This window comes from Streptomyces humidus, assembly GCF_014649655.1.
Taxonomy (GTDB): Bacteria; Actinomycetota; Actinomycetes; order Streptomycetales; family Streptomycetaceae; genus Streptomyces; species Streptomyces humidus.
This window is the reverse complement of sequence record NZ_BMTL01000049.1, coordinates 1-26,178: the sequence shown is the minus strand read 5'-3', so window position 1 is coordinate 26,178 and position 26,178 is coordinate 1. Positions and strand designations below refer to the sequence as shown.

Sequence of the window (26,178 nt, the reverse complement as noted above, 5' to 3'; positions counted from 1 at the left end):
ACAGGCAAGGAACGAACCAACGAGTCGTACTCATTTGCCAGCTGACATCGCATCCGCAAGGAAGGGCAGCCCATGGGCAACGGATCGAACAATGGACAGGCCGACATCGTCTACATCGACGGCGAGGTACTGCTGGACGCGGGCGAGACCGCCGAGGCGATCCTGATCCGGGACGGCCGTGTGGCCGCCGTGGGCTCCAACGAGGAGGCGCTGCGCGCCGCGGATCCACAAGCCGAGCGCCTGAGCCTGGACGGCGCCACGGTCATCCCCGGCCTCGTCGACACCCACCCGCACCTGTTGAACTTCGCCGCGCTCCGGGCACCCCTGGTCGACCTCTCCCAGGCGCGCAACCACGACGAGATCGTCGAAGCGATCCGCCGGAAAGCGGCGCAGACTCCGAAGGGCGAGTGGATCAGGACCACCCCCGTCGGGGAACCGCACTACTTCAACCGCAGGTCCTACCGCGACCTCGCCGAAGGCGCCCTGCCCGACCGCCGCGTCCTCGACCACGCCACGAGCGACCATCCCGTCATGATCCAAGCCTGGGCGCCGACGCTGCCGAACATCTGTGCCTTGAACTCCGCGGCGCTCGCCGCCGTCGGGATCACCCCGTCCAGCCCTGACCAGGTGTCCCATGTGTGGATCGAGAAGGACGACCAGGGCACCCCCACGGGCATCCTGCGCGGCGCCGTGACCAACTACTACAACTTCGACCCGTTCTTCATGCAACTGCAGGAGCGGATGCCGCCGCTGATCCAGCCCGACCTGGTGCCCCCGGTCTTCATGGAGGCGATGGCCGGCTACAACGCGCTCGGCATCACGACGATCTACGAGTGCCACGCGATGGACCTCTCCCTCGTCGAGGCGTACCGCGGCCTGCGCGCTATGGACATGCTCAGCCTTCGGGTCCAGGTGGCACCGGAACTAGAGTCGGGAGCGCTGCCCACGGACCGGAACAAGTCGCCCGACGAGCTGCTGGCGACCCTCGAGACCGCGCTCGCAATGCGCACCCTCGACGACGACTGGCTGCGCATCGACGGGATCACGGCCTCTGTCTACGGGCCGTGCAACGCGGGCATGATGCCGTGGAACGCGGGATACCGCGATGCCTGGGGCGAGCGGACCACCGGGAACCGCTGGATGAGCGAAGAGAATCTTCGCGCCGCGTACGAGTTCTGCGCCGAGCGCAGGCTGCGGTTGAACCTGTGCGCCGGAAGCCCGGACGAGCACGACGAGCACATCGCCTTGACGGCCGAGGTCATGCGCAAGCACAACCTCGTGCGCACGGGCTGGATCCTCCAGCACGGCATCCTGATCCGAGAGGATCAGGCTCAGCGCTACGCCGAGCTCGGCTTCGACATGACCACCAGCATGAGCTTCACCTTCGGCAAGGGCGACACGCTGGCCGAACGGGTCGGACCCGAAGCGCTCCCCCTGCTGAACCCGCTCCGCCACCTCATCGACGCCGGCCTGACGGTCGCCGCATCCATGGACTGGGGCCCCACCAACCCCTTCGAACAGATGAAGCTCGCCATCACCCACGAGATGTTCCCCAGCGGTCGATCCAACGCCGGGCCGGGCCAAGTCGTCTCCCGCGCCGAGGTTTTCCAGATGTGGACAGCCAACGGCGCCAAGGTCCTCGGCTGGGACGGCATCGGATCCCTGGCTCCGGGAAACCACGCCGACCTGGCGATCGTCGACCGCAACCCCATCACCTGCGACCTCGACGCGCTGCCGTCGACGCAGGTCATGCGCACCCATGTCGGCGGGCGCATCGTCCACGACAACGGCTCGCTCAAGGCGCCCGGCGCGACGGCGGGCCCGGACGCGTAGGCGCGGGCCTGCCACGGGCTCACGCCCCATTGATCCATGATGAAGAAGGGACCAACCGGACACATGATCGCCGATCTCGACGCTGCGGAGCGGGTCGCGGCCCGCGCGCTGCCCCACTACGACGCCGACAAGGGCGCGGTACTGACCTTCGTGAAGTACCGCGAGAACTACGTGTTCCGGGTCGACCAGCCGGGCCGCACCCATGCCTTGCGGCTGCACCGCAGCGGGTACCGCACGGATGCCGAGCTAGTGGAGGAACTTGAGCTCGTGGCCGAGCTGGGTAAGGCCGGCGTAGCTGTTCCGCAGGTTTGCCTCACGGCCGCGGGCGCGTCCTTCTGCCGGGTCGCCGACGACGACGGGGACGTTCACCAGGTGGACATGCTGGAATGGGTGTCTGGCGCGGTACCCCTTGGCGACGTCGGGGAAGCCTTCAGCGGTGAGGTTCCGGTCGACCCAGCCACCTTCCATTCGCTCGGCACTCTCGTTGCCGATCTGCACACCAAGGTGGCCTCGCTCAAGCGCGGAAAGCCGTCGGTACGAGCTGCGTGGGACGCGGATGGCCTGGTCGGTGACGCGCCCGTGTGGGGCGATCCCCGCCGCGCGTTCCACGACGGCGCACCGGGTCACGACGCCGTCGACCAAGCGACGTCACTACTCGAAGCCGAGCTGACCGCGTATGGCAAAGCGCCTGACCGGTACGGGCCGATCCACGCCGACTTCACCCCGGAAAACGTGCTCGTCCACAACGGACACATGACCGTCATCGACTTCGACGACAGCGGGGACGGCTACTACCTGTTCGACCTGGCGACCGCGGCGTTCTTCTACCTCCCACACCCCCGGTTCGACGACATCGTCTCGGCCCTGCTGGCCGGATACCAAAGCGTCCGCCCACTCACCCAGGAAGACCTCGCGCTCTGGCGTCCCCTGCTGCTCGCGCGTGGCCTGACCTACCTGGCCTGGGCCGCCGACCGGCTCGGCGACGAGACCTCCGATTTCGTACTCCAGCACGTGCGGCCGTTGATCGTAGACCTCGCGACGGAGTTCGTCGCTCTCACCGTGCCACCCCACTCACCATCGGCCCTTTCCCTTCCGGAGGCACCACCATGCCCCAGCACGCGGATCTGATCGTCACCAACGCCGTCGTCTACACCTGCGACCTGGCCCAGGAATGGGCCGAGGCGTTCGCTGTGGCCGACGGTGAAATCATCGCCGTCGGAAATGCCGCCGACATCGGCGCCCTGTCCACCTCCGAGACCGAAGTTGTCGACGCCGATGGGCGCATGGTCATGCCCGGACTGTGCGACGTCCACACCCACCTCGGCTCCGGCGGCATGCAGGCCGCCTGGGAACTGAGCCTGCTGCCCACGGACACGCTCGACGAAATCCTGGCCAAGGTTCGCGACCGCGCTGCCTCCTTGTCGCCCGGAGAATGGGTCGTCGGCGGCGTGATCGGCAGCCCCATCCTGGAGGCCGCCGCCAAGGGTGGCTTCCTCCCGGCTCTCGACGAGGCGGGTGCGGGCCACCCGGTGCTCCTGCGGGACGAGTCCTGGCACAACCGCTTGATCAATTCCCGCGCACTCGAGATCATCGGCGTCGAGAAAGGCACCCCGGACCCAGAGGGTGGCAAATACGTCCTCGACGCACATGGCGAGCTCACCGGCGTCCTGCAGGAGCTGGCGTCCAAAGTGGCCGAAGACGCGATGGCAGCCTCCGTCGAGAATCCGGAGGAACGGCTACGGGTCGCATTCCGGACCGCCCTGCGGATGGTGAACTCCTTCGGCATCACCGCCGCTCAGGACGCCGCCATCCTCGAACACAACCTGCGCGCGCTGGCCGACCTCGACGACAAGGGTGAGCTGACCGCCTGGGTCGTCGGATCCCTTCCGTCGCGCCCGTTCTTCGAAGAAGGCGCCGTCGGTGAAGAGCTCTATGCCGTCGCCGGGAACCACCGCCGCACCCACGTCCGGCCCGACTTCATCAAGCTGTTCCTCGACGGCGTGCCCATGACCCGCACGTCGGCGATGCTGTCTCCTTACATCTGTCACGGAGACCACGAGGACCCCGACTTCAAGGGCGAGCCCTATTTGTCGCTCGATGACGTCGCGAAGGAGCTTGAGCGGTGCTGTGAGCTCGGTCTCGGCGCGAAGCTCCATTGCGCCGGAGACGGCTCGGTGCGGCTCGCACTCGACGCGATCGAAAGGGTCCGCAAGACCCGCGGCGACGGCCCGACCTTCCAGATCGCACACGTGGTGTACGTCGACCCGGAGGACATCCCACGGTTCGCCCCGCTCGGAGTCGTCGCGGACGCCTCCCCCTACATCTGGTTCCCGAGCGTGATCCAGGACAGCTGCGCCAACCAGGTTCCTGGTGCGACGTTCGAGCGCAGCTTTCCCTGCCGGGACCTCGTGGACAGCGGCGCGCTGCTTGCCGCAGGCTCGGACTGGCCCGTCGTGCCGCTGCCGAATCCGTGGCTCGGCATCGAAACGCTCGTCACGCGCGCGAACCCGGACCCGGCCGTGCCCGGAGAGCTCAACCCCACCCAGCGACTCTCCTTGCCCGAGGCCATCGCCGTCTTCACCCGCAACCCGGCCAAGGCGATGGGGCTCGGCGACAAGATCGGCGCCATCCAGCCGGGGCGGTCAGCGGACTTCATCGTTCTCAACCACAACCTGTTCGAAATCGAACCGAACACTATCCACCAGACGCAAGTACTGGCGACCTACTTCGAAGGACGACAGGTCTACGACAGCACTGCCTGATGAGTTCAGGTTGTCGCCCGATCCGCATCATCATTCCTGAACAGATTGGAGCTCACGAATGGACCTGGGATTCAAGGGTCGAAACGTCCTCATCACCGGCGGCACCTCGGGCATCGGCCTGGCCGCTGCGGACCTCTTCGCCGGCGAGCAAGCCCGCGTCGGCATCATCGGGCGCTCGGCGGTACGGATGGACTCCGCCCTCAAAGCCCTCCGCACGGCCCACCCCGAAGCGAAGATCGTCGGATTCGTCGGCGATGTCGCGGCCGAGGAGTCGCTGCAGCAGGCGGTTGACGCGATCGTGGCCGAACTCGGCGGGATCGACCATCTTGTCAACAGCGCCGGCATCGCGGGAACGCTCGGCGATCCTGTTGACCAGGTACCAGCGGAGGAATTCCTTGAGGTCCAGCGCGTCAACGTCCTGGGCGCCTTCCTGTCCGTCAAGCTCACGCTGCCGTTCCTCAAGAAGGGCGTGAATCCGACCTACACCCTCATTGGAAGCGATTCCGGTTTCGTCACCGCCCCCGGGATGCTCGCCTACAACGCGTCCAAGGGTGCGGTGGCCCAGCTGACCCGTGCGCTTTCGGTCGAACTGCACGAGCCGCACGGCATCCGGGTCAACAGCGTCTGCCCGTCCATTGTGGACACACCGATGGCACGCGACGGCATGGGCGTCGAGTCCTTCTCCGGGGTGGACTACCCGGTGAGCACCCCGCAGGACATCGGCTGGCTCGTGCTGACCTTGGCGTCGCCGAAGTCCCGGGCAGTCAACGGTGTTTCGTTGCTCGCTGACTACGGCTACCACGCCCGCTCCTCCTTCCCCGCCTGAGCCGCATTACCAACGTCGTCAGCACACGGGAGAAGTGCTCGAAGTCTTGGTGGTCTCCTTGACTCCGACGAAGTTGTCGAAGTCGGTGAACAGCTGCCTCACCGTCTCGGGGGCGATGTCGACCGCCGTGCGGGAGGGCATGTTGTACGCGACGATCGGCAGGTCCGGGAACTCCCTGGCCACCGTCGCATACCAGTGAGCCGCACTGGTACGGCGCCTCTGGGTGGAGCGCGCGTAATAGGGGGTGATCACCAGGTCCGCCTCCGCTCCCAGCTCCCGGGCGGCGGCCGTCAGCTCCAGCGTCTCGTTCAGCTTGTGCAAGCCGGTGCCGGGCAGGAAGGGCACCCGGTCGCCAGTCTCCTCGACGGCCGTACGCATGGTGGCGATCCGCTCGGCAACGGTCTGTGCGCTGGGCTCGCCGGTGGAGCCGCCGAGCGAGATGCCGTGCGAACCGGATTCCAGCTGGAAGCGGATCAGGGAGCGCAGACTGTCGTGGTCGACGGCGCCCTCGTCGGTGAACGGGGTGACGACCGGGGCGATGGATCCGCGGATGGTGGCGGGATCACTGCGGAACTTCATGCGGTTTCTCCTTGCGACTCTTGCGAAGGGGCGTGGCTGCGGCGCCACTGTTCGAACGGTTGGCGCCAGTCGGGACCGAGGGGGTACAGCCCGTCGACGCTGTGCCCGGTGCGCACCTGCTCGGTGATGAAGCGCTCGCGCAGCTCCTGCTCCCGGCAGTAGGCGATCAGCTCGGGTGGCACGACCACGACACCGTCCGCGTCACCGACGATCAGGTCGCCCGGCTGTACCAGCGCGCCGCCGCACGCGATGGGCACGCCCGAGTCCCACGGGACGTGGCGGCGGCCCAGGACGGAGGGGTACTCCCCGCCGTGGTAGACGGGCAGGCCGAGTTCGGTGACCGCGGCGCTGTCGCGCAGGCCGCCGTCGGTGACTACCCCGGCCGCACCACGTCTCTGGGCACGCAGCGCGAGGATGTCGCCGAGGGTGCCGGCGGGTGTGTCCCGGCGGGCGTCCATGACCAGCACATGGCCGGGTCGCAGCTGTTCGATCGCCTGCTTCTGGGCGTTCATGCCGTTGCCGTACTTCTTGAACAGGTCCTCGCGCAGCGGCAGATAGCGCAGGGTGTGCGTGACGCCGACCATGGTCCGGTCCGGCAGCGTGGGGCGGACGCCGTCGATGGACATGTGCGGCAGGCCGCGGGCGCGGAGCTGTGCGCTGAGGGTGGTGACGGCGACCGAGCGCAGCCCCTCCTCGAACCGCTTGTCCAGCAGGGGCGCGGGAGTGTACGCCGTGCTGTACGCGGCCTCCCCCTCCGCCGGACCGGCCTTGGGCATCGCCCCGTACGGGTCCAGCTCGGGCCCGCGGTGACGGGATTGCGGAGGCGGCCGGTGGACAGTCCATTTCCCGTCACCTCGACCTCGATCACGTCACCGGGGGCGACCACGGAGGCCCCGGCCGGCGTGCCGGTGAGGATGACGTCCCCCGGCTCCAGGGTGACCTGCCTCGACAGGTCCGCGATCGACTCGCCGAACGGGAACAGCAGTGTGTCCGTGGTGTCGTCCTGGACCAGATCGCCGTCGACCCAGGTCTGCAACCGCGGGGAGGCCGGGTCGAGTTGGCGTGCGTCCAGCAGTCGCGGCCCGATCGGCGTGAAGCCGTCTCCGCCTTATTCGGAGGTACCTGTACCGACCGCTCCTGGGAAGGCAAGAGCGCGGATTTCAGTGCCCGCGGAGAATCCACTCCTCCGGATGCGGAGCCTCGGCCCCGATGGTCGTGGTCGCTCCGTGCCCGGTGAGCACCCGGGTGTCCAGCGGCAGGGGGAGGAGTTCGCTGCGGATCGAACGGATGATGGTGGGGAAGTCCGAGAACGACCGCCCGGTGGCACCCGGGCCGCCGGCGAAGAGCGTGTCGCCGGTGAAGACGGCGCCGAGGTCCGGCGTGTACAGACAGATGGCCCCGGGGCTGTGGCCGGGAGTGTGCAGCGCGATGAGTTCCGTCCCGGCGACTGTGAGCCGATCCCGGTCGGAAAGATAACCGTCCGGGGATGTGTCCGGGTGGACGTCCCGCCACAGGAGGCGGTCGTCCAGGTGGAGAAGGATCGGCGCACCGGTGCGGGCGGCGAGCGCCGGGGCGGCGTTGATGTGGTCGTTGTGGGCATGCGTGCACACGATCGCGGTCAGTCGACGCTCGCCGACGGCTGCGGCGATCGCGTCCGCGTCGTGGGAGCCGTCGATGACAAGGGCCTCCTCGTCGTTCCCGACGATCCAGACGTTGTTGTCCACTTCCCACGTACCGCCGTCGAGGGTGAACTCTCCGGTGGTGACGACGTGTTCGACCCGTGCGGCCACTCAGAACACCACCACGGACCGCAGCACCTCACCTGAGTGCATCTTCTCGAAGGCCTTCTCCACCTCGTCGAGGGTGATCGTTTCGGTGACGAAGGCGTCCAGGTCCAGTCGCCCTTGCCGGTACAGGTCGACCAGCATCGGAAAGTCCCTCGAGGGCAGACAGTCGCCGTACCAGGAGGACTTCAGCGCCCCACCGCGGCCGAAGACCTCCAGCAGCGGCAGCTCCAGCTTCATGTCCGGCGTCGGGACCCCCACCAGCACGACGGTCCCGGCCAGGTCCCGGGCGTGGAAGGCCTGCTGGTACGTCTCCGGACGGCCGACGGCATCGATCACCACGTCCGCCCCGTGCCCGCCGGTGAGCTCGCGGATCGCCGTCACGGGGTCGGTATCGCGGGAGTTGACTGTGTGCGTGGCGCCGAAGGTCTCGGCCAGGGCCAGCTTCCGGTCGTCGATGTCCACCGCGATGATCCTGGCCGCTCCGGCGAGGCGGGCACCGGCGATCGCCGCGTCGCCGACGCCGCCGCAGCCGATCACCGCGACGCTCTGTCCCCTGGTGACCGGTGCGGTGTTGAGCGCGGCTCCCAGCCCGGCCATGAGCCCGCAGCCGAGGAGGCCGGCCGCTTCGGGACGGACCTGGGGGACTTTCGTGCACTGACCGGCGGCCACGAGGGTCTTCTCCGCGAAGGCCCCGATACCGAGGGCGGGCGACAGCTCCGTGCCGTCCTTCAGTGTCATCTTCTGCCGTGCGTTGTGCGTGTCGAAGCAGTACCAGGGCTGGCCGCGCCGACAGGCACGGCACCGCCCGCACACCGCCCGCCAGTTGAGGATGACGAAATCACCGGGGACGACGTCGGTGACGCCGTCCCCGACCGCTTCGACGACTCCCGCGGCCTCGTGGCCGAGCAGGAAGGGGAAGTCGTCCCCGATGGCGCCCTCCCGGTAGTGCAGGTCGGTGTGGCACACCCCGCAGGCCTGCACCCGCACCAGGGCCTCCCCCTGTCGGGGGTCGGGCACCAGGATGGTCTCCACCGAGACAGGGGCACCTTTGCTGCGGGCCACGACAGCGCGGACTTCATGAGACATGTCTGTGTTCCTCTGGAAAGTTGAGTGGGTCGGCGACGCGTCGACTGGGCTACCGGATGCTCCAGGCGCTGCGGAGATCCCGCCGCAGCCGTCCGAACTCCCTTGGGCTGTCGACCGCGAGGACGCCGGAGATCTCGCCGTCGCGTCGGTACACGGCTGCGAAGCTGTCGTCGAACGAGCCCGAGACGAGTTCGAGCACGTCGTCGACGCCAGGTCGGCCGGCGATCTGGAGGTGGACGCCGTACTGGTCCGACCACACATAGGGCAGCGGGTCGTGGACCGGTTGTGCCGTGGGGTCCTGCCCTCGCAACGTGGCCAGCAGCGATCCGGCCGCGATGACCGGCATGTCCCGCGCGTTGGTCCAGTGCTCGATGCGCAGCCGCCCCCCGCGGCAGCGGTATGCGGCCACGTCGCCCGCCGCGACGACCCCTGGCACGGTGGTCCGGCACCGCTCGTCCGTGAGAACGCCGTTGTCGCAGGCGACACCGGAACCCGTCAGCCACTCGGTGTTGGGCACGGCTCCCACGCCGACGACCACCACGTCCGCGGGAAGGAGGCGGCCGTCGGACAACTGCACCGCTCGCACCCCCTCCTCGCCGACGAGGCCCGTGACACCCACGCCGGTCACCAGAGCGACCCCGTGGTCCGTGTGCAGGCGGCTCAGGATGCCGGCGGCGTCGGCCCCCAACTGACGTAGCAGCGGCTTCTGTTCGGACTCGACGATGGTTACCTCGTGTCCGAGGGCACGCGCCGAGGAGGAGACCTCCGCGCCGATGAACCCGCCTCCGACCACGACGACCCGGCCGGGCCGGGACAGGTCCTCGCGCAACCGGTGTGCGTCATCGAGCGTGCGGAGGGTGTGCACCCCACGCAGCCGCGGCATTCCGGGGAGTGTGCGAGCGCGGGCTCCCGTGGCGATGACCACACCGTCCGCGTGCAGGCTTCGCCCGTCGGCGAGGGTGAGCGCCCGTGAGGCCGGATCGAGAGCGGTGCCGCGGGTACCGAGCAGCCATTCGGCGTCGAGCACGGCCCGCAGGTCATCGTCCGTCAGCGCGATGTCCTGGCTCTCGCACTTGCCCAGCAGCACCTGCTTGGACAACGGAGGCCGGTCATAGGGCTGCGCGGCCTCCTCACCGACCAGCACGAGACGCCCGTCGTAGCCGTCGGCGCGGAGGGCTTCGGCGGCTCTGACACCCGCCAGTCCGGTGCCGACGACGGCGATCGTGGTCATCGCGCGGTCTCCGCGATCGGCGCCAACGACGTCGCGTCGACGCACACCATGCCGTCGACGACTTCGACGACATGGGTCCGGATGGGCCGCCGCGCGGGCGGGCAGTCGGGCTTGCCGGTGCGCAGGTCGAAACGTGACTCGTGCAGCGGGCATTCGATCTCGTGGCCGTCGAGCCAGCCGTCGGACAGCGAGGCGGTCTCGTGGGAACAGGTGTCGTCGATACAGAAGACACGTTCGCCTACCTTGACGAGTGCCAGGGGAACCGGCACGTCGGGCCTGGCGATCCGGGTGACCACACCGGGGCTGAGGTCCGCGATCAGACAGAGCTGGATCACTGTGCCGCTCCCTTCACGCCCTGGGCGTCGTGACGCATGAGGACCGATTCCGGTCCGCGGAACATCCAGCCGACGAGGTTCGGAGTGCTGGTGACGCGCAGCCCGGTGAGGGAGCCGAACAGTGCGGGCACCGCGGTGCGGAGCTGCTCCCGTGCCAGATAGGTGCCGAGGCAGTAGTGGGCGCCGAGCGAGAAGGCGAGGTGGTCGGACAGTTCGGGACGGTCGATGTCGAAGGCGTCGGGGGCGGCGAACTTCCGGTCGTCCCGGTTGGCCGACGCGGCGAGCGCGAGCAGCTTGTCCCCGGCCCGCAAGGTCACGTCCCCCACCGTGTGGTCGACGGCGAGCTGGCGCGGAAAGGCTCCAACGGGGGTCAGCCAGCGCATCGTCTCCTCGATGGCCGCGTCGAGGGCCTCGGAGTCGGCCGGCACGCGGTCGCGCAGCTGAGGCTGTTCACACAGCTGCCAGACCAGGGTGGCCAGCGCGTGCCAGGGCTCGTTGAAGCCGCCGGAGATCATCAGACGCACCTGAGTGGCGATCTCCTCGGCCGTCAGCGGTTCGGTGAGCTCGGCGTGCACCATCGCGGAGATCACGGTGTGGTCCGGTACGGCCGTCACACGGGCGACGGCCTCGCGGACCAGCTCCCCCACCTCGGTCCTGGCGCGTCCGGCACGCTCCCAGACCGCGGGGTCGTCGTCGTGGTTGGCCAGACCCGCGATGAAGGCACGCGACCACTCGACCACCTGCTCGGTGGTCACGTCGGGCAGCCCCGCCGTCCGCATCAGCGCCTGAGCGGCGAACGGCGCCGCGAAGTCCGACACCAGGTCGAACTCCGGCTTCTCAGCCAACCGCCCGGCGAGTTCCGTGGCGTGCGCGGTGAGCCCCGCCGACCACTGCTGACGCACGTTGCGACGCTTCAGCGGGCCGTCCACGGCCGAGCGCAGCCTGCGGTGGACGTCACCGTCAGTACGGATCATGACCAGCCCCATGGTGCGTTCGGCGAGGGAGTTCTCCTGGTGCGCGGTGAAGATCTCGGGGTGCTCGTCGACGAAGACGACGTCCTCGTAGCGGCTGACGAGCCACATGCCGAGTCCGTCCGACCAGGCCCAAGGCTCGTCGTCCCTGAGTTCGCGGTAGACGGGATACGGGTCGGCGTAGAGGTCTTTGCTGGTGAGATTGCGTGCGATGGACATGGCGGCTCCTCACGTGTCGGCCACATCCGGACAGGGGATGTCGGCCGCATCGGGCTGCAACGACTGTGCGGTACGGCGCCTGAGCACGGAATACTCTGGGATGCAGCAATGCGCCGACAACAACCACAGGAATCCTGAGGTATGGACCATGACGCTCTCACTGCGCCAGCTCCGGTTCTTCGTGGCGGCGGCCGAGGCCGGCACCATCGCGGGCGCCGCGGCACGCGAGCACATCTCCCAGTCGACGATCGCCCTGGCCGTCAGCGAGCTCGAGCGCACCCTCGGCGTCCAGCTGTTCCTGCGCCGTCAGGCCAAAGGGCTGACGATCACTCAGGCCGGCCTGGCCGTGCTCGCCGACGCGCGCCCGCTGCTCGCCCACGCGGACGAACTGGTCTCCAGTGCACGCAATCTGGGCGGGGAGCTCTCCGGGAGCCTGACGGTCGGCTGCTACACGACCCTGGCCCCGTTCGTGATGCCCGGCGTCCTGGAGGGTTTCGCCACCGAGCATCCGACGGTGCGGCTGAGCTTCGCGGAGGGCACTCAGGTGGAGCTGCAGGAGAAGCTACTCGACGGCAGCTGCGAGATGGCCCTGCTGTACGACCTCGACCTGCAGCTGGGTATCCAGCAGGAGACGCTGTACCTCACCCGGCCTCATCTGCTCCTGCCCCGCGCACACCCCCTGGCCGGACAGGCGCCGGTGAGCCTGCACGACCTCGCGGACGAACCGATGGTCATGCTCGACAACCCGCCAAGCCGGCACTACTTCACTGAGTTGCTCGCGTCACTCGGCATACGGCCTGTGATCCGGCATACGACGAGCAGCTTCGAGACGGTACGGTCACTGGTGGCGCGGGGCCTCGGGTACTCACTTCTGATCCAACGGCCGGCCTCCGGCATCAGCCACGAGGGCGTACCGCTGGCCGAATGCGAGATCCGGGAGGAGGTGCCGGACATGCCCGTGCTGCTCGCCTGGCCCGCCCGTGCCAACCTCACCAGACGAGCCAAGGCGTTCGCAGATTTCTGCCGCCGCGCTCTTGCGGAGGGACCGGTACGGCCGGCGGTCGGGGATCACACGTGATCAGTTTTGGGGAAATCTCGGCGTAGCCAGGGGCTTTCGGCACTAGCAGGACTCCGTTAGGTTGTTCTGGCTCTTGGGTTTGGGCTGGTGGTGGACGTTCTTGGCAGGGGGCGGTGGCAGGTGGTGCAGGTGCCGGTCCAGCAGTTCAGCAGGTCCCGGACACTGTGCTGCGCTGGCACCGTGACCTGGTCTCGCGCCGCCACGCGGCCCGTTCCCGGCCGGGGCGTGCGGGTCGGCCGCGTACGGTGCGCTCGATCCGCGTTCTCGTGCTGCGTCTGGCGCGGGAGAATCCCGGCTGGGGCTACCGGCGCATCCACGGCGAGCTGCTGGTCCTGGGCGTACAGGTGGCCGCCTCCACGGTGTGGGAGATCCTGAAGGAGGCGGGGATCGACCCGGCACCCGAGCGGACGTCCAGTACCTGGACGGACTTTCTGCACTCCCGGGCTGATGCCCTGCCGGCGTGTGACTTCTTCGAAGCGGTCACCCTGTCCGGGGGCGCGGCTGTATGTGTTCGCGGTGATCGGGCACGCCGGCCGGCGCATCCGCGTCCTGGGCGCGACGGCGCACCCGACCGCCTCCTGGGCGGCGCAGGCCGCCAGGAACCTCGTCACGGACCTCGAAGACACCGGCTGCCGGGCACGGTTCCTCATCCGCGACCGCGACGGCAAGTTCCCCGCCCTGTTCGACACCGTCCTCAAGGACGCGGGGATCGACGTCGTACGGACCGGCGTCCAGATACCGGCGCATGAACGCGCTCATGGAACGCTGGGTACAGACCTGCCGGCACGAGCTGCTGGACCGCACCCTGATCTGGAACCAGCGCCACCTGCTCCACGCCCTGCGCGAGTTCGAACAGCACGACAGCTCCCACCGGCCCCACCGGGGCATCGCAGGCGCCCGACCACTGCACGCCTTGCCCCACCGATCACCGATTCGGAGCAGCTCACTCACCTCGACATACGCCGACGTGACCACCTCGGCAGCACCCTCCACGAGTACCGACATGCGGCCTGAACTGCACGGACGGAGTTCTCGGCAGGGACACCCCGCCATACCTCGGTCGGCGAACTCTGGATCATGCCGACCGAACAGGTGTGACCACGGCCCCCGTACGCAGGCCGGACAGGGGAGCGGCGGGGTGCGGCCGTTCTCAGGGCGCGGGCGGCGAGCCGCCCTGCTCCGGGTCGCGGGGCGGTGCGGCATGCTCCAGGCCGTGCAGCCGGGCCGCCGCGCGCCGGAAGCGTTCGGCCAGGTCGGGGTCGGTGCCGCGCAGCCGCCGCAGATCGGTGTCGGCGGTGCGCAGCGCGGCGGTCAGGAGGCGGGCCCTGCCGCATTCGAGGCGCAGGACCGCCCGCGCGGGGGCGCCTGCCGCCGCGTGGGCGTGCGCGGCCTCCGCGGCCACCTCGGTCGCCCGCCAGCCAGATCTCCGCGGCGGGGCGGGTCAGTTGTGTCCGGACGAGCAGGTCGACGGCGTCCACCGCGTGGTCGAACGCCTCCGCGGCCTCCTCGTGGGCCTCCCGGCGCGTCGCCCAGGCGCCCCAGGCGCGGCCCGCCACCAGCCGCACCGGTACGTTGTCCGGGTCGGCGAGTCGGCAGCCCTCCCGGTAGGCGCGCACGGCCTCCGCGGCGTCCCCCGACTGTCCGCGGTCGGCGAGGGCGTGACCCAAATCGCTGAGCCTGCCAGCCCGTACTAAGCGCGAGGCGTCAGCCCAGCATGTCGCGCAGTCGCTCGACGGCGTGGAGGCGTTCCCTGTGCGTGCCGGCCAGCGGCTTCACGCACAAGGTCGTCACTCCGGCGGCAGCAAAGGCATCGAGCTGTGCGGCGATCTGCTCCTTCGTCCCCACCAGGGATATGGCCCGCAACAGCCCCTCGGGAACGGCGGCTTCGGCCTCCTGCTTCTTTCCTGCCAAGTACAGGTCCTGGATGTGCGCCGCCTCCCGTTCGTAGCCGTAACGGCCGGCGAGCCGGGCGTAGAAGTTCTTGTTCCTCGCGCCCATCCCCCCAATGTAGAGGGCCAGCTGCGGCCGAGCTCGGTCCAGCAGGTGTTCCACGTCGTCGCCGACGGCCAGAGGCGCCGTCACCGTGATGTCGAGCGTGCCCAGTGCCGCATCGCGCCGGGCCAGCCCCGCTGTCAGTGCCGCTCCCCACACCTCGGCGGCCTTTCCGGGATGGAAGAACACGGGCAGCCAGCCCTCGGCGAGTTCGGCCGTCAGCTCTACGTTCTTCGGCCCGATCGCCGCCAGGGTGATGGGGATGCGGGAGCGGACCGGCTTGTTGACGAGTTTCAGGGGCTTGCCGAGCCCGGTGCCCCGCTCGGCGGGAAGCGGAAGCGGGTACTTCGGGCCCGGATGCACCACCGGTTCGCCCCGCCACACCTGACGGCAGATCTCCACCACCTCGCGGGTGCGGCTGAGTGGCGCGTCGTACGGCACCCCGTGGAAGCCCTCGATCACCTGCGGTCCCGATGCTCCGAGGCCCAGAGTGAACCGTCCGCCGGAGAGGTCGTCCAGACCGGCGGCGGTCATCGCCAGGAGCGACGGCGTACGGGTGAAGACCGGGAGGATCCCGGAGGCTATCTCCAGGCGTTCGGTACGAGCCGCGAGGTATCCCAGTCGGCTGACGGCGTCGAACGAGTAGGCCTCCGACACGAAGGCGATCTCGACCCCTGCCGCCTCGAAATCCCTTACGGCACGGACCGATTCGATGAAGTCGACGCTGTAATCCAGTGTCATACCGATACGCATGCGAAGGCCCCTCGTCTTCTGTCCGATTGAGATTTTATCGAACGATCTCTTAACACGGTGCTGTCAACTTTGACTGGACATCAGATGATCAAGAAGGAAGAACCCAGCCAGCTCCTCCCTCCGGCAGGCCGATCCGGCGCTTCATTCACGGAATCAGAGGTGAAGATTGCCAATCACCTTTGTGATCACCTGGCGGTGCGTCAAAGTTGTCAGTTCCCCAAGTCGAGTTGGAGCTTCGGATACCTTCATCGGACGGTACCGCCCCGCTCCGCCGTCACCACCAGGGACTCCGGCGGGAGGAAGCGGTCGCCGTAGCGCTCGGCGAGTTCGTTGGCGCGGGCGACGAATCCGGCGACACCACCGGGGAAGCCGTCGATGTACTGGATCACGCCGCCGGTCCAGGCGGGAAAGCCGATGCCCAGGATGGATCCGATGTTGGCGTCGGGGACCGAGGTGAGTACGCCCTCGTCGAAGCACCGCACTGTCTCCAGCGCCTCCGCGAAGAGCATGCGTTCCTGCATGTCCGCGAACGGGATCTCGGCGCCTTCCTTGGTGAAGTGCTCCCGCAGCCCCGGCCACAGCCGCAGCCGCTTGCCCTCTTCGTACGTGTAGAAACCGGCACCGGCGGTCCGGCCTCCGCGACCGAACTCCTCGATCATCCGCCCGACGACCGCGTCCGAAGCGTACTCGGGCACGGCCAGGCCATCACGCCGGAGTGTCTCCGCGTTCTCCTCACGGACCTTGCGCCACAGGACGAGGCTGAGCTCGTCCGCCAGCTGCAGCGGCGGAGCGGGGTAGCCGGCCTGGGCGCCTGCCTGCTCGATGGAGGCGGGGTGCACTCCTTCGCCGACCATGGCGAGGGCCTCCTCGAGAAAGGTGCCGATCACCCGGCTGGTGAAGAAGCCGCGGCTGTCATTGACCACGATCGGCGTCTTGCCGATCTGCCGTGCGAGGTCGATCGCCCGGGCCAGCGTGGCGTCACTGGTGCCCTTCCCCCGGATGATCTCCAGAAGCGGCATCTTCTCCGCCGGTGAGAAGAAGTGCAGGCCGATGAAGTCCTGCTGCCGTTTGACGCCCTGGGCCAGGCCGGTGATCGGCAGGGTGGAGGTGTTCGAGCCGAGAAGGGCGTCCGGTGCCACGAACTTCTCGGTCTCGGCGAGCACCTTGTGCTTGAGCTCCTGGCTCTCGTACACGGCCTCGATGACCACGTCGCAGCCGGCCAGGTCCGACGCAAGGACCGTGGGTGTGATCCGGGCCAGGATCCGGTCGGCCTCGGCCTGTGTGCTGCGGCCGCGCTGTACGTCCTTGGCCAGCAGGCGGGCTGAGTAAGCCTTGCCCTGCTCCGCGGATTCGGGCGAGACATCCTTCAGGACGACATCCAGACCCGACCGCGCGCACGCGTAGGCGATGCCCGCGCCCATCATCCCGGCGCCGAGCACACCGGCCTTCGTGAAGGCGGACGCCGGATGCCCGGCGGGCCGGGAACCGCCGGACTCGATGTGCTGCATGTCGAAGAAGAAGGCCTGGATCATGTTCTTCGCGACCTGAGCGGTGGCGAGTTCGGTGAAGTAGCGGGTCTCGACCAGCAGGGCCGTGTCGAAGTCCACCTGCGCGCCTTCGACCGCGGCCGCCATGATCGCCCGCGGGGCCGGCAACGGCGCGCCCTTGAGCTGCTTGCGCAGGTGCGCGGGGAAGGCAGGCAGAGTCGCCGCGAGGGAAGGGCTGGACGGCGTGCCGCCGGGGAGCCTGAAGCCCTTGACGTCCCAGGGCTGCACCGGCTGCGGGTTGGCCCTGATCCACTCCTTGGCTCTGGGCAGCAACTCCTCGACGGTGTCGACGACCTCGTCCACCAGACCGGTCTCGCACGCGGCGCGCGGCTGGTACCGCTGGCCCTGGAGCAGCACCTTGAGCAACGCGTCCTGGATGCCAAGCAGCCGGACCGTGCGGACCACGCCGCCGCCACCGGGCAGCAGACCGAGAGTCACCTCCGGCAGCCCGATGCGGGAACCCTGGGTGTCGGCGGCGATGCGGTGGTGGCAGGCCAGGGCGATCTCCAGGCCGCCGCCCAGCGCCGCTCCGTTGACAGCGGCGACCACCGGCCTGCCCAGCCGTTCCAGCCGTCGGAGCTGGTCCTTGACCTGGGTGCCCTGGTCGGCGACGGCCCGGGCGTCCGCCGGCGTCGCCCGGAGAATGTCGTTGAGGTCGCCGCCGGCGAAGAACGTCTTCTTCGCGGAGGTGATGACGACTCCGGTGATGCTGTCCCGTTCCGCCTCCAGCCGGTCGACGACCCTGCCCATGGAGGCGATGTATGCGGCGTTCATGGTGTTGGCCGACTGGCCGGGGTCGTCCATCGTCAGGACGACGATCCCGTCCTCGTCGCGGGTCCAGCGGATGGTGTCCTGCTCGTTCATGTGTCGTGTTCCCTTTGCCATGTGAAGGACGAGGACGGCCGTCAGACGCGCTCGACGAGGGTCGCGATGCCCATGCCACCGGCTACGCAGAGGGTCACCACGGCCCGGCGGGCCCCGCGGCGCTCCAGTTCGTCGACCGCGGTGCCGAGGATCATCGCGCCGGTCGCGCCGAGCGGATGGCCCAGGGCGATGGCGCCGCCGTTGACATTGAGCTTCTCCTGAGGCACATGGAGGTCCTTGGCGAACTTCAGGACGGCGGCGGCGAACGCTTCGTTCATCTCGAAGAGGTCGATGTCGTCGACGGTCAGGCCGGTACGGGCCAGTAGCTTGCGGGTGGCCGGGGTCGGTCCCGTGAGCATGATCGTGGGATCGGCGCCGCTGGTCGCGGCGGCTGCGATCCGGGCCCGCGGGGTCAGCCCGAGATCCTTTCCGACCTGCGCCGAACCGATGAGTACCAGCGCGGCGCCGTCAACTATCCCCGAGGAGTTCCCCGCTGTGTGCACATGGGCTACCGACTCGACCTGGTGGTATTTCTGGAGGGCGACGGCGTCGAAACCGCCCCCCTCCCCGATCGTCGCGAACGCGGCGGGCAGGCTGCCCAGGCTGTCGAGGGTCGCGTCCGGCCGCAGATGTTCGTCGTGGTCGAGCACGGCCAGGCCGCTGTTGTCCGTCACCGGGATCACCGAGCGGTCGAACCGACCGCCGCGCCAGGCGTCCGCCGCCCTGACCTGGGAACGCAGGGCGTAGGCGTCCAGGTCCTCGCGGGAGAAGCCCTCCATGGTGGCGAGGAGGTCTGCAGCCACTCCCTGGGGAATGAAACGGGTGTCGTAGGCGGTGGCCGGGTCGGCTGCCATTGCGCCGCCGTCCGAGCCCATCGGTACCCGCGACATGGACTCCACCCCGCCGCCGATGACCAGCTCGTCCCAGCCCGACCGGATCTTCTGGGCCGATGTGTTCACCGCCTCCAGGCCGGAGGCGCAGAACCTGTTGAGCTGTACCCCGGCCACGCTGTCGGGCAGGCCCGCCACCAGGGCGGCGGTGCGCGCGATGTCCTGGCCCTGCTCCCCGACCGGAGTGACTACACCGAGCACGATGTCCGAGATCCGCTCAGGGTCCAGACCCGGGTTCCGTTTCCTCAACTCGTCGATCAGTCCGACCACCAGCGACACCGGTTTGGTGCCGTGCAGCGATCCTGTCTTCTTGCCGCGGCCTCGCGGCGTGCGGATCGTGTCGTAGACGAAGGCTTCAGTAGTCATGGTCGGACGGTCCTTCCTCACAATGCTGTCTTCCGGCTGCCGCGATGGCCCCTCGCATCACCGCTCAGGCGCAGCACCTCGGTCGGGCATCCGGCGATGGCTTCCTCGACCTGCGCCACGCAGCCGTCGGGCACCGTGTCCGTGAGCGGGACGAGGTCTCCCGCGCTATTGACCTCGAACACCTCGGGGGCCAACGACTCGCAGATGCCCGGCCCGGTGCACTTGTTCTGATCGACGATGATCTTCATCGCGGCTCCTGATGCCGTCCGGTCAGTGGCTGGGCACTTGCCATCCTCGTGATTAATATAAAGTAGATTAAATACATGGAGTGTCAAGCGGCCCTCCGAATTCTCGACCAGGTGTTCTCGTGGTATCGAGCCACCCAAGTTGATCTACGGCACGATCGTCAGAGGATCCTGCGCATCATCTTCAGCGCCCTATCGGTGTAAGGCGGGTAGACCAGTCGTAGATCGGGCCTGAAGCCCTTGGCCAGCACCGCCTTCCGGTGGCTGAGTGCCTGGAAGCCCCATTCCCCGTGGTAGGAGCCGATGCCGCTCTCGCCGACCCCGCCGAACGGCAACGCGGGCGCAAGGCAGTGCATGGCTACGTGGTTGATGACTGCGCCGCCGGCGGGGATCTCGTCGACGAGCCGTCTGCGTGTCGCCTTCGATCTCGCGAAGATGTACAGGGCGAGCGGCTTGGGGCGGCTGTTGACGAACCGTACCGCCGCGTCGAGGGAGTCGACTGCCAGCACCGGCAGGATCGGGCCGAAGATCTCCTCGGCCATCGAGGGTTCCTCGGGGCCGGGGTCCACGATGACCGTGGGCTCGATCGTCAGCCCGGCGCGGTCCGTCCCACCACCGGTCACGATCGAGCCCTGGGTGGCCGCGAGGTAACCGGCGAGCCGGTCGAACTGCCGCTCGTTGACGATGCGCAGGCCGCCGTCCTGGTCGGCGCGGAACGCCCTCATCGTCGAGACGATCCTGTCGACCAGTGCGTCGCGGATCGATCGCTCGGCGAGCACGTAGTCCGGCGCGATGCAGGTCTGTCCGGAGTTCATCAGCTTGACCCAGGCGATGCGGCGCGCGGCGACGTCCAGGTCTGCGTCGGCCATGACGACGACCGGGCTCTTTCCTCCGAGTTCGAGGGTCACCGGGGTCAGCGTGGGAGCCGCGCCGGCCATGATCTTCTTGCCGACCTCCGTGCCGCCGGTGAACAGTACGTGGTCGAATCCGAGGGCCAGCAGGCCTTGTGTGACGACGGCGTCGCCCTCGGCCACCTTGACGGCCTCGGGGTCCAGGTACTGGGGAATCAGCCGGGCGAGCAGCGCGGAGGTCGCCGGAGCCAGTTCGGAAGGCTTGACGACCGCGCAGTTCCCCGCGGCCACCGCGGCGACGAGCGGGCCCAGGCTCAGATAGACCGGATAGTTCCACGGACCGATGATCAGGACGACTCCGAGCGGCTCGTACTGCACCCAGCCCGAGCCCGGCCGCTGGTTCAGGGTCAGGCGCTGCCTCCTGCGCTTCATCCAGGAGCGCAGGCGCTTTCGCGCGTACACCGCTTCGCCTCTGGTGGAGGCTATGTCACCCAGCCATGCCTCAGCGGCGTTCCGGCCGAGGTCCTGTGCGAGGGCCTCGGCGATGTCCGCCTCGCGTTCGTCCATGAGCCGTGTGATGCCGTCGAGTTGCTCCAGCCTCCACTCAAGGCTTCGCGTCCGGCCGGTGGAGTGGACCGACCTCAGTGCTGCCAGCATGTCCTCGAACGTCGGCGCGTCAGGTGCAGCAGGGGTGCTCAGTTGCGTGGTCATGTAGTTCTCCCGATCAGATCTCGGGAGCCGGGACATTGCCGGAGAAGACCGAGGCGCTGATGCCGCCGTCGACGATCAGCGCGTGACCGTTGATCCAGCGGGCCGCGTCCGACAGCAGGAACAACACCACTCCGGCGATGTCGTCCGGTGTGGCATGACGGCCGAGCAGCTCCTTCACACCGTCGAGCTGGTCCTTGCCCATGGACTTCTCGAAGTCCGTCAGGATCGGCGTCTCGACCGGGCCCGGCAGCACCGCGTTGATGCGGAAGCCCATCTCGCCCAGGGCGAGGGCCATGGACATTGTGTAGACCGTCGTGACTTCCTTGGAGAAGTTGTAGGCGTTACCCTCCTGCGGGTGGTCCTTGAACCACTGGGCTCCTTCTTCGAAGGTGTCGGTGGCCAGCAGGTCCCGGATCGCCGCAAGCCGGTCGGCCCACGCGTAGCCCGCGGTCGACGACACGACCACGACCGAAGCGCCGGGCGTGAGCCGGTCGAGAAGCGACTCGGTCAGGTGCCGCACCGCGAGGGAGTTGACGGCGAGCACCGTGTCGGCCGGGGCCGTGCCGGGAATGCCCGCGATGTTGAGCAGTCCGTCGAAGTCACCGTCGAGCCGGGATATGGCCTCGTCGATGCCGGCGTGGTGGGCGAGGTCGACCTTGATGTGCCTCTCGACCTTCGCGGAGGGCTCGTTGCGGTCGAGACTGTAGACCACCGCGCCGGCGGCGATCAGGTTCTCGGCGACCTGGTGGCCGATCCCCGAAGCGGCTCCGGTGACGACATAACGCTTTCCAGCGAAATCGGACATCTGACGCCTTTCAGGGGTGTCTCAAAGGGTGTACGGCATGGACTTGACGGCACGCACGAAGTTCCCGGTCAGGTACTCGGGCTCGCCCAGCCGAAGGGTCGGCGCACGGTGCAGCAACTGGTCGAAGATCTCGGTCAGCTGGATCTTGGCCAGGAAGTTGCCCATGCAGTAGTGCGGGCCGCCGCCGCCGAAGGCCAGGTGGTTGTTCGTGGGCCGCAGGATGTCGAAGACGTCAGGGTCGTCGAAGGCGCGCTCATCGCGGTTCCCCGACGCGTACATCATCAGGACCCACTCGCCCTCCTTGATCTGCTGCCCGCCCAGCACGGTGTCGCGGGTAGCGGTGCGCCGGAAGGTCATGACGGGGGTGGCGTAGCGGACGAACTCCTCGATGGCCGGGGTGATCCGGCCCGGGAAGTCCTGGAGCAGAAGTGCCTTCTGGTCGGGGAAATCCTGGAGTGCCCGGGCCGTCAGGCTGATCGTGTTCCGCGTCGTGTCGTTGCCGGCGACCGAGAGGAGCACGAAGAACGAGGCGATCTCGTCGTCGGTGAGACGCTGTCCGTCGACCTCGGCATGGATCAGGTTGGTCCAGAGGTCGGCTTTGGGTTCGGCCCTGCGGCGTTCGGTGTGCTCCATGCCGATCTGCAGCAGGGTGACAAGGGCCTCACTGAGCACCTCGCCCGGCTCACGCCCGGCAGCCACGTCCTCGTCCGCCCACGAGACCATGCCGTCGGCGTGGTGGGCGGCGAGCTCACGCTGATCCTCCGGCAGGCCCATCATCTCGTAGATGGTCCACATGGGCAGACGCTTCGACACCTGGCTGACGAAGTCGCCCTCCTTGGTTGCCACGAGACCGTCCACGATCGCCGACGCCTGGCGCCTGATCTGGTCATGGATCCTGGCGACCTGCTTCGGCGTGAACGCCGAGCTGACCAGACGCCTGAGCGAGAGGTGCCGCGGACCGTCCATCACGAGGAACGACGACGCCGCCTCATTGATGTCGTCAGGGACCTCCTCGATCATCACGCCGCGGGCGGAGGAGAAGACCTGGGGATTCTTGCTCACTTCGAGGATGTGCTCGTGTCGCGTGACGACCCATACCCCATCGTTCTCCGGCGGCATGAGCGCACCCTCCAGCGGCGGATGCCAACTGACCGGGCGTTCGTCACGGAGGAATTTGAACGATCTTTCCCGCTGTTCCCACGTGCCGGCCCAGAAGGCGAGCGGCGAAACGCTCACCGGGTCGTACGTTCGTTCGATCTCGGTGACCTGCGCGGTCATGTCCCCTCCTTTTGGGGGCCCGGCGACAGCACGAGATGCCGACTCGGGTAGAGCTCCTGGAGCTTGCGTTTGACGAGCTTGCCTGTGGCGGTACGCGGCAGAGCGGTGACGAAGTCGACGCTGCGGGGCGCTTTGAAGTGCGCGAGGCGGTCACGCACGTAGGCGATGATCTCGTCGGCCAGAGTTCCGGTCTCCTCGACGCCGTCACGCAGCTGGACGACGGCCTTGACCTCTTGGCCCATCTCGGGATGAGGTACGCCGATGACGGCGACGTCGAAAATCTTCGGATGCAGGGTGAGGACGTTCTCTATCTCCTGCGGGTAGATGTTCACGCCACCCGAAATGATCAGGAATGCCTTGCGGTCGGTCAGGAACAGGTAGCCGTCACCGTCGACGTAGCCGATGTCGCCGGCGGCGCTCCAGTTCGGGTGCTGCGGATGCTGCGCCTCAGCGGTCTTCTCCGGATCCTTGTGGTACTCGAACGGCATGAACTCCCGCTCGAAGTAGACCAGGCCGACCTCGCCGGTCTTCTGTTCCACGCCCTCGTCGTCACAGATGTGCACGACGCCGAGCACGGGCTTTCCCACGGATCCGCGCTTGTCGAGCCATTGCGGCGTCGAGATGAACGACATCCCGTTCGCCTCGGTCGAGGCGAAGTACTCGGTGAGAATCGGACCCCACCAGTCGATCATCGCCTGCTTGACGTCCGGAGGGCACGGTGCCGCGGCGTGGACGACAGAGCGCAGGCTGCCCAGGTCGTAGGCGGACCGGACGTCCTGGGGGAGTTGCAGCATCCGCACGAACATGGTGGGCACCATCTGCGCGATGGTGACCTTGTGTGTGTCCATCGCGGCAAGGGCGCCTTCGGCATCGAACTTCTCCATGACGACGGTGGTGCCGCCGAGGGCGTGGACAGCCCCGCACCAACGCAGCGGTGCGGCGTGGTAGATCGGCGCGGGCGACAGATAGACGTCTACCGAGCTGACCCCGAAGACCCCCGCCACCAGCCCCGTCAACGGGTCCCCGGGCTGGTCGACGGTGATCGTGGGGAGCGGCGGCTTCACGCCCTTGGGGCGGCCGGTCGTGCCTGATGAGTACAGCATGTCCGAGCCGCGCGGCTGCTCGGTCAGGCGGTTACCGGCGCCCTGCAGGAGAGTTTCGTAGGACTGGTAGCCCGACACCTCGCCGCCGAAGGCGAAGTGATGTGCCACTCCCGGCACCAGTGGCAGCACCTCGGCCGCGAGACCGGCGACGGCCGCCGAGACGAACAGCGCTTTGGCATCGCTGTCCTCGATGATGTACGCGGCCTCCGCCGGCAGCAGCGAACGGTTGACCGCAGTGATGTACAGGCCTGAGCGCAGAGCGGCCCAGTAGATCTCGAAACATTCGGCGGCGTTGTCGGACAGCATGGCGAACACGTCGCCCTTGCGCAGTCCCAGCCCATGCAGCGCCGAGGCCAGCCGTGCCGAGTTCTCCTCGAGTTCGCGATAGGTGACGACCCGGCCGGAGCCCGCCATGATGACGGCCGGCTTGTCGGGATTGGCTGCTGCGTGCACACCTGGGTACATGGAGTGATCCCCTTCGTTCAAGGGCCGGGCTGTGGTCAGACGATGAGGTCGTCGCGTCCGTCGCTGCGGAGCGTCTCGATGTAGACGGGGAAGAGCTGCTTGCCGAGCGGAGCAAGCTTGAGGAGGCTCGCGACGTTGCCCTGTACCTTGATCTTGCTCTTGGCCATCGCCAGCGGGAGATTGACCTTGCCTTGCCAGTAGGCGTTGCCCGTGTCGGCGGCCATGCTCATGACCGCGCCGGGCGCGGCGCCATCGGCGCTGTCGCCGACCGTCGCCTTGACGGCGTCCACGACCACGACCGAGTCGGGCTCGGTGAACGTGAACTGCAGCACGATGCCGGTATCCCTGAGCTTCGGGCCGATCTCAGGGTCTTCGAACGCCGCCTCGAAGATGCCTCCGATGTACTTCCTGACTTCAGCTGCGTCGGCGAAGCCCATGTCTCCTCCTTCAGCGGGGACATCCCCACTCTAATGAATATAAATTTGATTAAATTCGCTGCCTCGGATCTCGGCGCTCGCGGTTTTGGGGTGGGTGGGCGGCGCCGCACGCGGCCCGGCGAGCGGACGGCGGCGACACGGGCTGACTCCGGCGCGATATCGGGCGTGACACGGCTTATAGGCGGTGCGCCCGATTACTTTCGGGGACCGTAACATAAGTCAAGTTACGTAGCTAGGGTCCGGAACCGGCGTCCGTCGACGGACGCCGGACCGGCCCCGTCCCTCGCCCGTCAGGAGTTCGGCCATGCGAACGAGCAAGGATGCAACCAGGTACTTCGACTGCGCGTTCGACATCCTCGCCTCGGAGGGCTTCGGCGGGCTCAAGCTGGCAGCCCTGTGCCGTCGGCTGGGCGTGACGACGGGCGCCTTCTACCACCACTTTCCAAGCTGGGGCGCCTTCAGCCACAGGTGCCTCGACCACTGGCACGAGGAGGCGACCACACGGCTCGCCACCCTGGCCCGTTCCGAGCCCGACCCGCTCGATCAGCTTGAGATACTGGTCAGCGCGACCCTCACCCTCCCCCACCGGGCAGAGGCGGCCATCCGGGCGTGGAGCACGGTCGATCCCGTGGTCGGGCGGCTGCAGGAGGACGTCGACCGCGAGCGTCGCACTGTCGCCTTCGAGGCGTTCCGCGCCTTGGTCGGCGACGACGAGGATGCCGGGCGTTTCGCCGACCTCGGGATGTACATCCTCATCGGCTTCCAGCAGGCCGAATCGATCGGCGATCCACAGTCACTGGAGTGGGCGCTGCGCATGCTCAAGCGTGCAGCCACAGAGGTATCGACGCAGCGCGCCCTCCCGGACTGAGGGCTCCCCCATGGGCCGACGGGGCCCGGCGCAGCGGCGCCCAGGGGGCCGGACACACGGACCTGTTCGAGTTCGAACGGCTTGCGCCTGGCAAGCGGACGCCGCGCTCCACGGTGGCCGGCTCTCCGTGCACGTCGAGGCTCGCTCGCGCTGCTGCGCTGCTGCCGAAGGCCGGAGGGCACTGGTCCACACCCCATCGCATTTAATTTAATGTAAGCTAAAATCTACTCTGTCGACTGCGGTGCAGGAGCAAGGTCTTGGTGCTACCCCTGTTGGAACAGCCCGACGACTGGACC

General features: G+C 68.1%; 23 protein-coding genes and 2 pseudogenes. 7 read left to right on the top strand and 18 right to left on the bottom strand.

Going from position 1 to position 26,178, the window contains the following annotated elements; translation table 11 throughout:
• Nucleotides 1-72: 72 nt before the first annotated feature.
• The 4 genes from IE239_RS37345 to IE239_RS37330 all read left to right on the top strand — a co-directional run bounded on the left by IE239_RS37345 (nt 73) and on the right by IE239_RS37330 (nt 5,421).
• Nucleotides 73-1,833 carry an amidohydrolase gene (locus tag IE239_RS37345; RefSeq protein ID WP_190153909.1) on the top strand — a complete coding sequence of 587 codons (1,761 nt, stop codon included), beginning with the start codon at nt 73-75 and terminating at the stop codon, nt 1,831-1,833.
• A 63-nt stretch (nt 1,834-1,896) separates the two neighbouring features.
• Nucleotides 1,897-2,961: a phosphotransferase enzyme family protein gene (locus tag IE239_RS37340; RefSeq protein WP_190153908.1), complete on the top strand. Its 1,065-nt coding sequence runs from the start codon at nt 1,897-1,899 to the stop codon at nt 2,959-2,961.
• On the top strand, nt 2,940-4,595 hold the full coding sequence (locus IE239_RS37335; RefSeq protein WP_190153907.1) for an amidohydrolase: 1,656 nt from the start codon (nt 2,940-2,942) through the stop codon (nt 4,593-4,595). The genes IE239_RS37340 and IE239_RS37335 overlap by 22 nt, the downstream gene beginning before the upstream one ends.
• Nucleotides 4,596-4,653: 58 nt before the next feature.
• Entirely contained in the window at nt 4,654-5,421 is a 768-nt protein-coding gene (locus IE239_RS37330; RefSeq protein WP_190153906.1) for an SDR family NAD(P)-dependent oxidoreductase, read from the top strand.
• 18 nt (nt 5,422-5,439) lie between these two features.
• Here IE239_RS37330 and IE239_RS37325 read toward each other — a convergent pair whose 3' ends face one another.
• The 8 genes and pseudogenes from IE239_RS37325 to IE239_RS37295 all read right to left on the bottom strand — a co-directional run bounded on the left by IE239_RS37325 (nt 5,440) and on the right by IE239_RS37295 (nt 11,629).
• Nucleotides 5,440-6,000: a dihydrodipicolinate synthase family protein gene (locus IE239_RS37325; protein ID WP_229878638.1), complete on the bottom strand. Its 561-nt coding sequence runs from the start codon at nt 5,998-6,000 to the stop codon at nt 5,440-5,442.
• On the bottom strand, nt 5,997-6,776 hold the full coding sequence (locus IE239_RS37320; protein ID WP_229878636.1) for an RraA family protein: 780 nt from the start codon (nt 6,774-6,776) through the stop codon (nt 5,997-5,999). Before IE239_RS37320 ends, IE239_RS37325 begins: the two co-directional genes overlap by 4 nt.
• A 92-nt stretch (nt 6,777-6,868) precedes the next feature.
• Nucleotides 6,869-7,072: pseudogene (locus tag IE239_RS42680) on the bottom strand (fumarylacetoacetate hydrolase family protein); the annotation flags it as partial.
• Between the two features lie 88 nt (nt 7,073-7,160).
• Nucleotides 7,161-7,790, bottom strand: coding sequence for an MBL fold metallo-hydrolase (locus tag IE239_RS37315; RefSeq protein ID WP_190153905.1), 630 nt, complete (start codon nt 7,788-7,790; stop codon nt 7,161-7,163).
• Complete coding sequence (locus tag IE239_RS37310; protein WP_190153904.1) at nt 7,791-8,873, bottom strand: S-(hydroxymethyl)mycothiol dehydrogenase; 1,083 nt, start codon at nt 8,871-8,873, stop codon at nt 7,791-7,793. It abuts the gene before it with no gap.
• A 49-nt stretch (nt 8,874-8,922) separates the two neighbouring features.
• A complete protein-coding gene (locus tag IE239_RS37305; RefSeq protein ID WP_190153903.1) occupies nt 8,923-10,104 on the bottom strand; it encodes an NAD(P)/FAD-dependent oxidoreductase in 1,182 nt (393 codons plus the stop codon).
• Nucleotides 10,101-10,439 (bottom strand): bifunctional 3-phenylpropionate/cinnamic acid dioxygenase ferredoxin subunit, encoded by a 339-nt coding sequence (locus IE239_RS37300; protein ID WP_190153902.1) that lies wholly within the window; start codon nt 10,437-10,439, stop codon nt 10,101-10,103. The genes IE239_RS37305 and IE239_RS37300 overlap by 4 nt, the downstream gene beginning before the upstream one ends.
• The gene (locus IE239_RS37295) at nt 10,436-11,629 is read right to left on the bottom strand and encodes a cytochrome P450 (protein ID WP_190153901.1); all 1,194 of its coding nucleotides are present in this window, start codon (nt 11,627-11,629) and stop codon (nt 10,436-10,438) included. The genes IE239_RS37300 and IE239_RS37295 overlap by 4 nt, the downstream gene beginning before the upstream one ends.
• Before the next feature lie 148 nt (nt 11,630-11,777).
• On the opposite strand from IE239_RS37295, the gene IE239_RS37290 reads away from it, so the two are divergent.
• Both IE239_RS37290 and IE239_RS42675 read left to right on the top strand, forming a co-directional pair.
• Complete coding sequence (locus tag IE239_RS37290; protein WP_190153900.1) at nt 11,778-12,707, top strand: LysR family transcriptional regulator; 930 nt, start codon at nt 11,778-11,780, stop codon at nt 12,705-12,707.
• Between the two features lie 155 nt (nt 12,708-12,862).
• Nucleotides 12,863-13,721 (top strand): annotated as a pseudogene (locus IE239_RS42675) (integrase core domain-containing protein); the annotation flags it as partial.
• 136 nt (nt 13,722-13,857) lie between these two features.
• Here the strand turns inward: IE239_RS42675 and IE239_RS37285 are convergent.
• From IE239_RS37285 to IE239_RS37240, 10 genes are all read right to left on the bottom strand, one after another.
• Entirely contained in the window at nt 13,858-14,109 is a 252-nt protein-coding gene (locus IE239_RS37285) for a hypothetical protein (RefSeq protein WP_190153899.1), read from the bottom strand.
• A gap of 302 nt (nt 14,110-14,411) precedes the next feature.
• Nucleotides 14,412-15,452, bottom strand: coding sequence for an LLM class F420-dependent oxidoreductase (locus IE239_RS37280; protein WP_190153898.1), 1,041 nt, complete (start codon nt 15,450-15,452; stop codon nt 14,412-14,414).
• A gap of 245 nt (nt 15,453-15,697) precedes the next feature.
• Nucleotides 15,698-17,863, bottom strand: a complete 2,166-nt coding sequence (locus IE239_RS37275) for a 3-hydroxyacyl-CoA dehydrogenase NAD-binding domain-containing protein (RefSeq protein ID WP_190153897.1) — start codon at nt 17,861-17,863, stop codon at nt 15,698-15,700.
• 41 nt (nt 17,864-17,904) lie between these two features.
• Nucleotides 17,905-19,119: an acetyl-CoA C-acetyltransferase gene (locus IE239_RS37270; RefSeq protein WP_190153896.1), complete on the bottom strand. Its 1,215-nt coding sequence runs from the start codon at nt 19,117-19,119 to the stop codon at nt 17,905-17,907.
• Between the two features lie 17 nt (nt 19,120-19,136).
• Nucleotides 19,137-19,367, bottom strand: coding sequence for a ferredoxin (locus IE239_RS37265; RefSeq protein WP_190153895.1), 231 nt, complete (start codon nt 19,365-19,367; stop codon nt 19,137-19,139).
• A gap of 158 nt (nt 19,368-19,525) precedes the next feature.
• Complete coding sequence (locus IE239_RS37260; RefSeq protein ID WP_190153894.1) at nt 19,526-20,926, bottom strand: aldehyde dehydrogenase family protein; 1,401 nt, start codon at nt 20,924-20,926, stop codon at nt 19,526-19,528.
• 13 nt (nt 20,927-20,939) lie between these two features.
• A complete protein-coding gene (locus tag IE239_RS37255; RefSeq protein ID WP_190153893.1) occupies nt 20,940-21,731 on the bottom strand; it encodes a coniferyl-alcohol dehydrogenase in 792 nt (263 codons plus the stop codon).
• 21 nt (nt 21,732-21,752) lie between these two features.
• A complete protein-coding gene (locus tag IE239_RS37250) occupies nt 21,753-23,009 on the bottom strand; it encodes a cytochrome P450 (protein ID WP_190153892.1) in 1,257 nt (418 codons plus the stop codon).
• Entirely contained in the window at nt 23,006-24,577 is a 1,572-nt protein-coding gene (locus IE239_RS37245; RefSeq protein WP_190153891.1) for an acyl-CoA synthetase, read from the bottom strand. Before IE239_RS37245 ends, IE239_RS37250 begins: the two co-directional genes overlap by 4 nt.
• Before the next feature lie 35 nt (nt 24,578-24,612).
• Nucleotides 24,613-25,014, bottom strand: a complete 402-nt coding sequence (locus IE239_RS37240; RefSeq protein ID WP_190153890.1) for an SCP2 sterol-binding domain-containing protein — start codon at nt 25,012-25,014, stop codon at nt 24,613-24,615.
• A gap of 304 nt (nt 25,015-25,318) precedes the next feature.
• On the opposite strand from IE239_RS37240, the gene IE239_RS37235 reads away from it, so the two are divergent.
• Nucleotides 25,319-25,882 carry a TetR/AcrR family transcriptional regulator gene (locus IE239_RS37235; protein WP_190153889.1) on the top strand — a complete coding sequence of 188 codons (564 nt, stop codon included), beginning with the start codon at nt 25,319-25,321 and terminating at the stop codon, nt 25,880-25,882.
• The last annotated feature ends 296 nt before the right edge of the window (nt 25,883-26,178 follow it).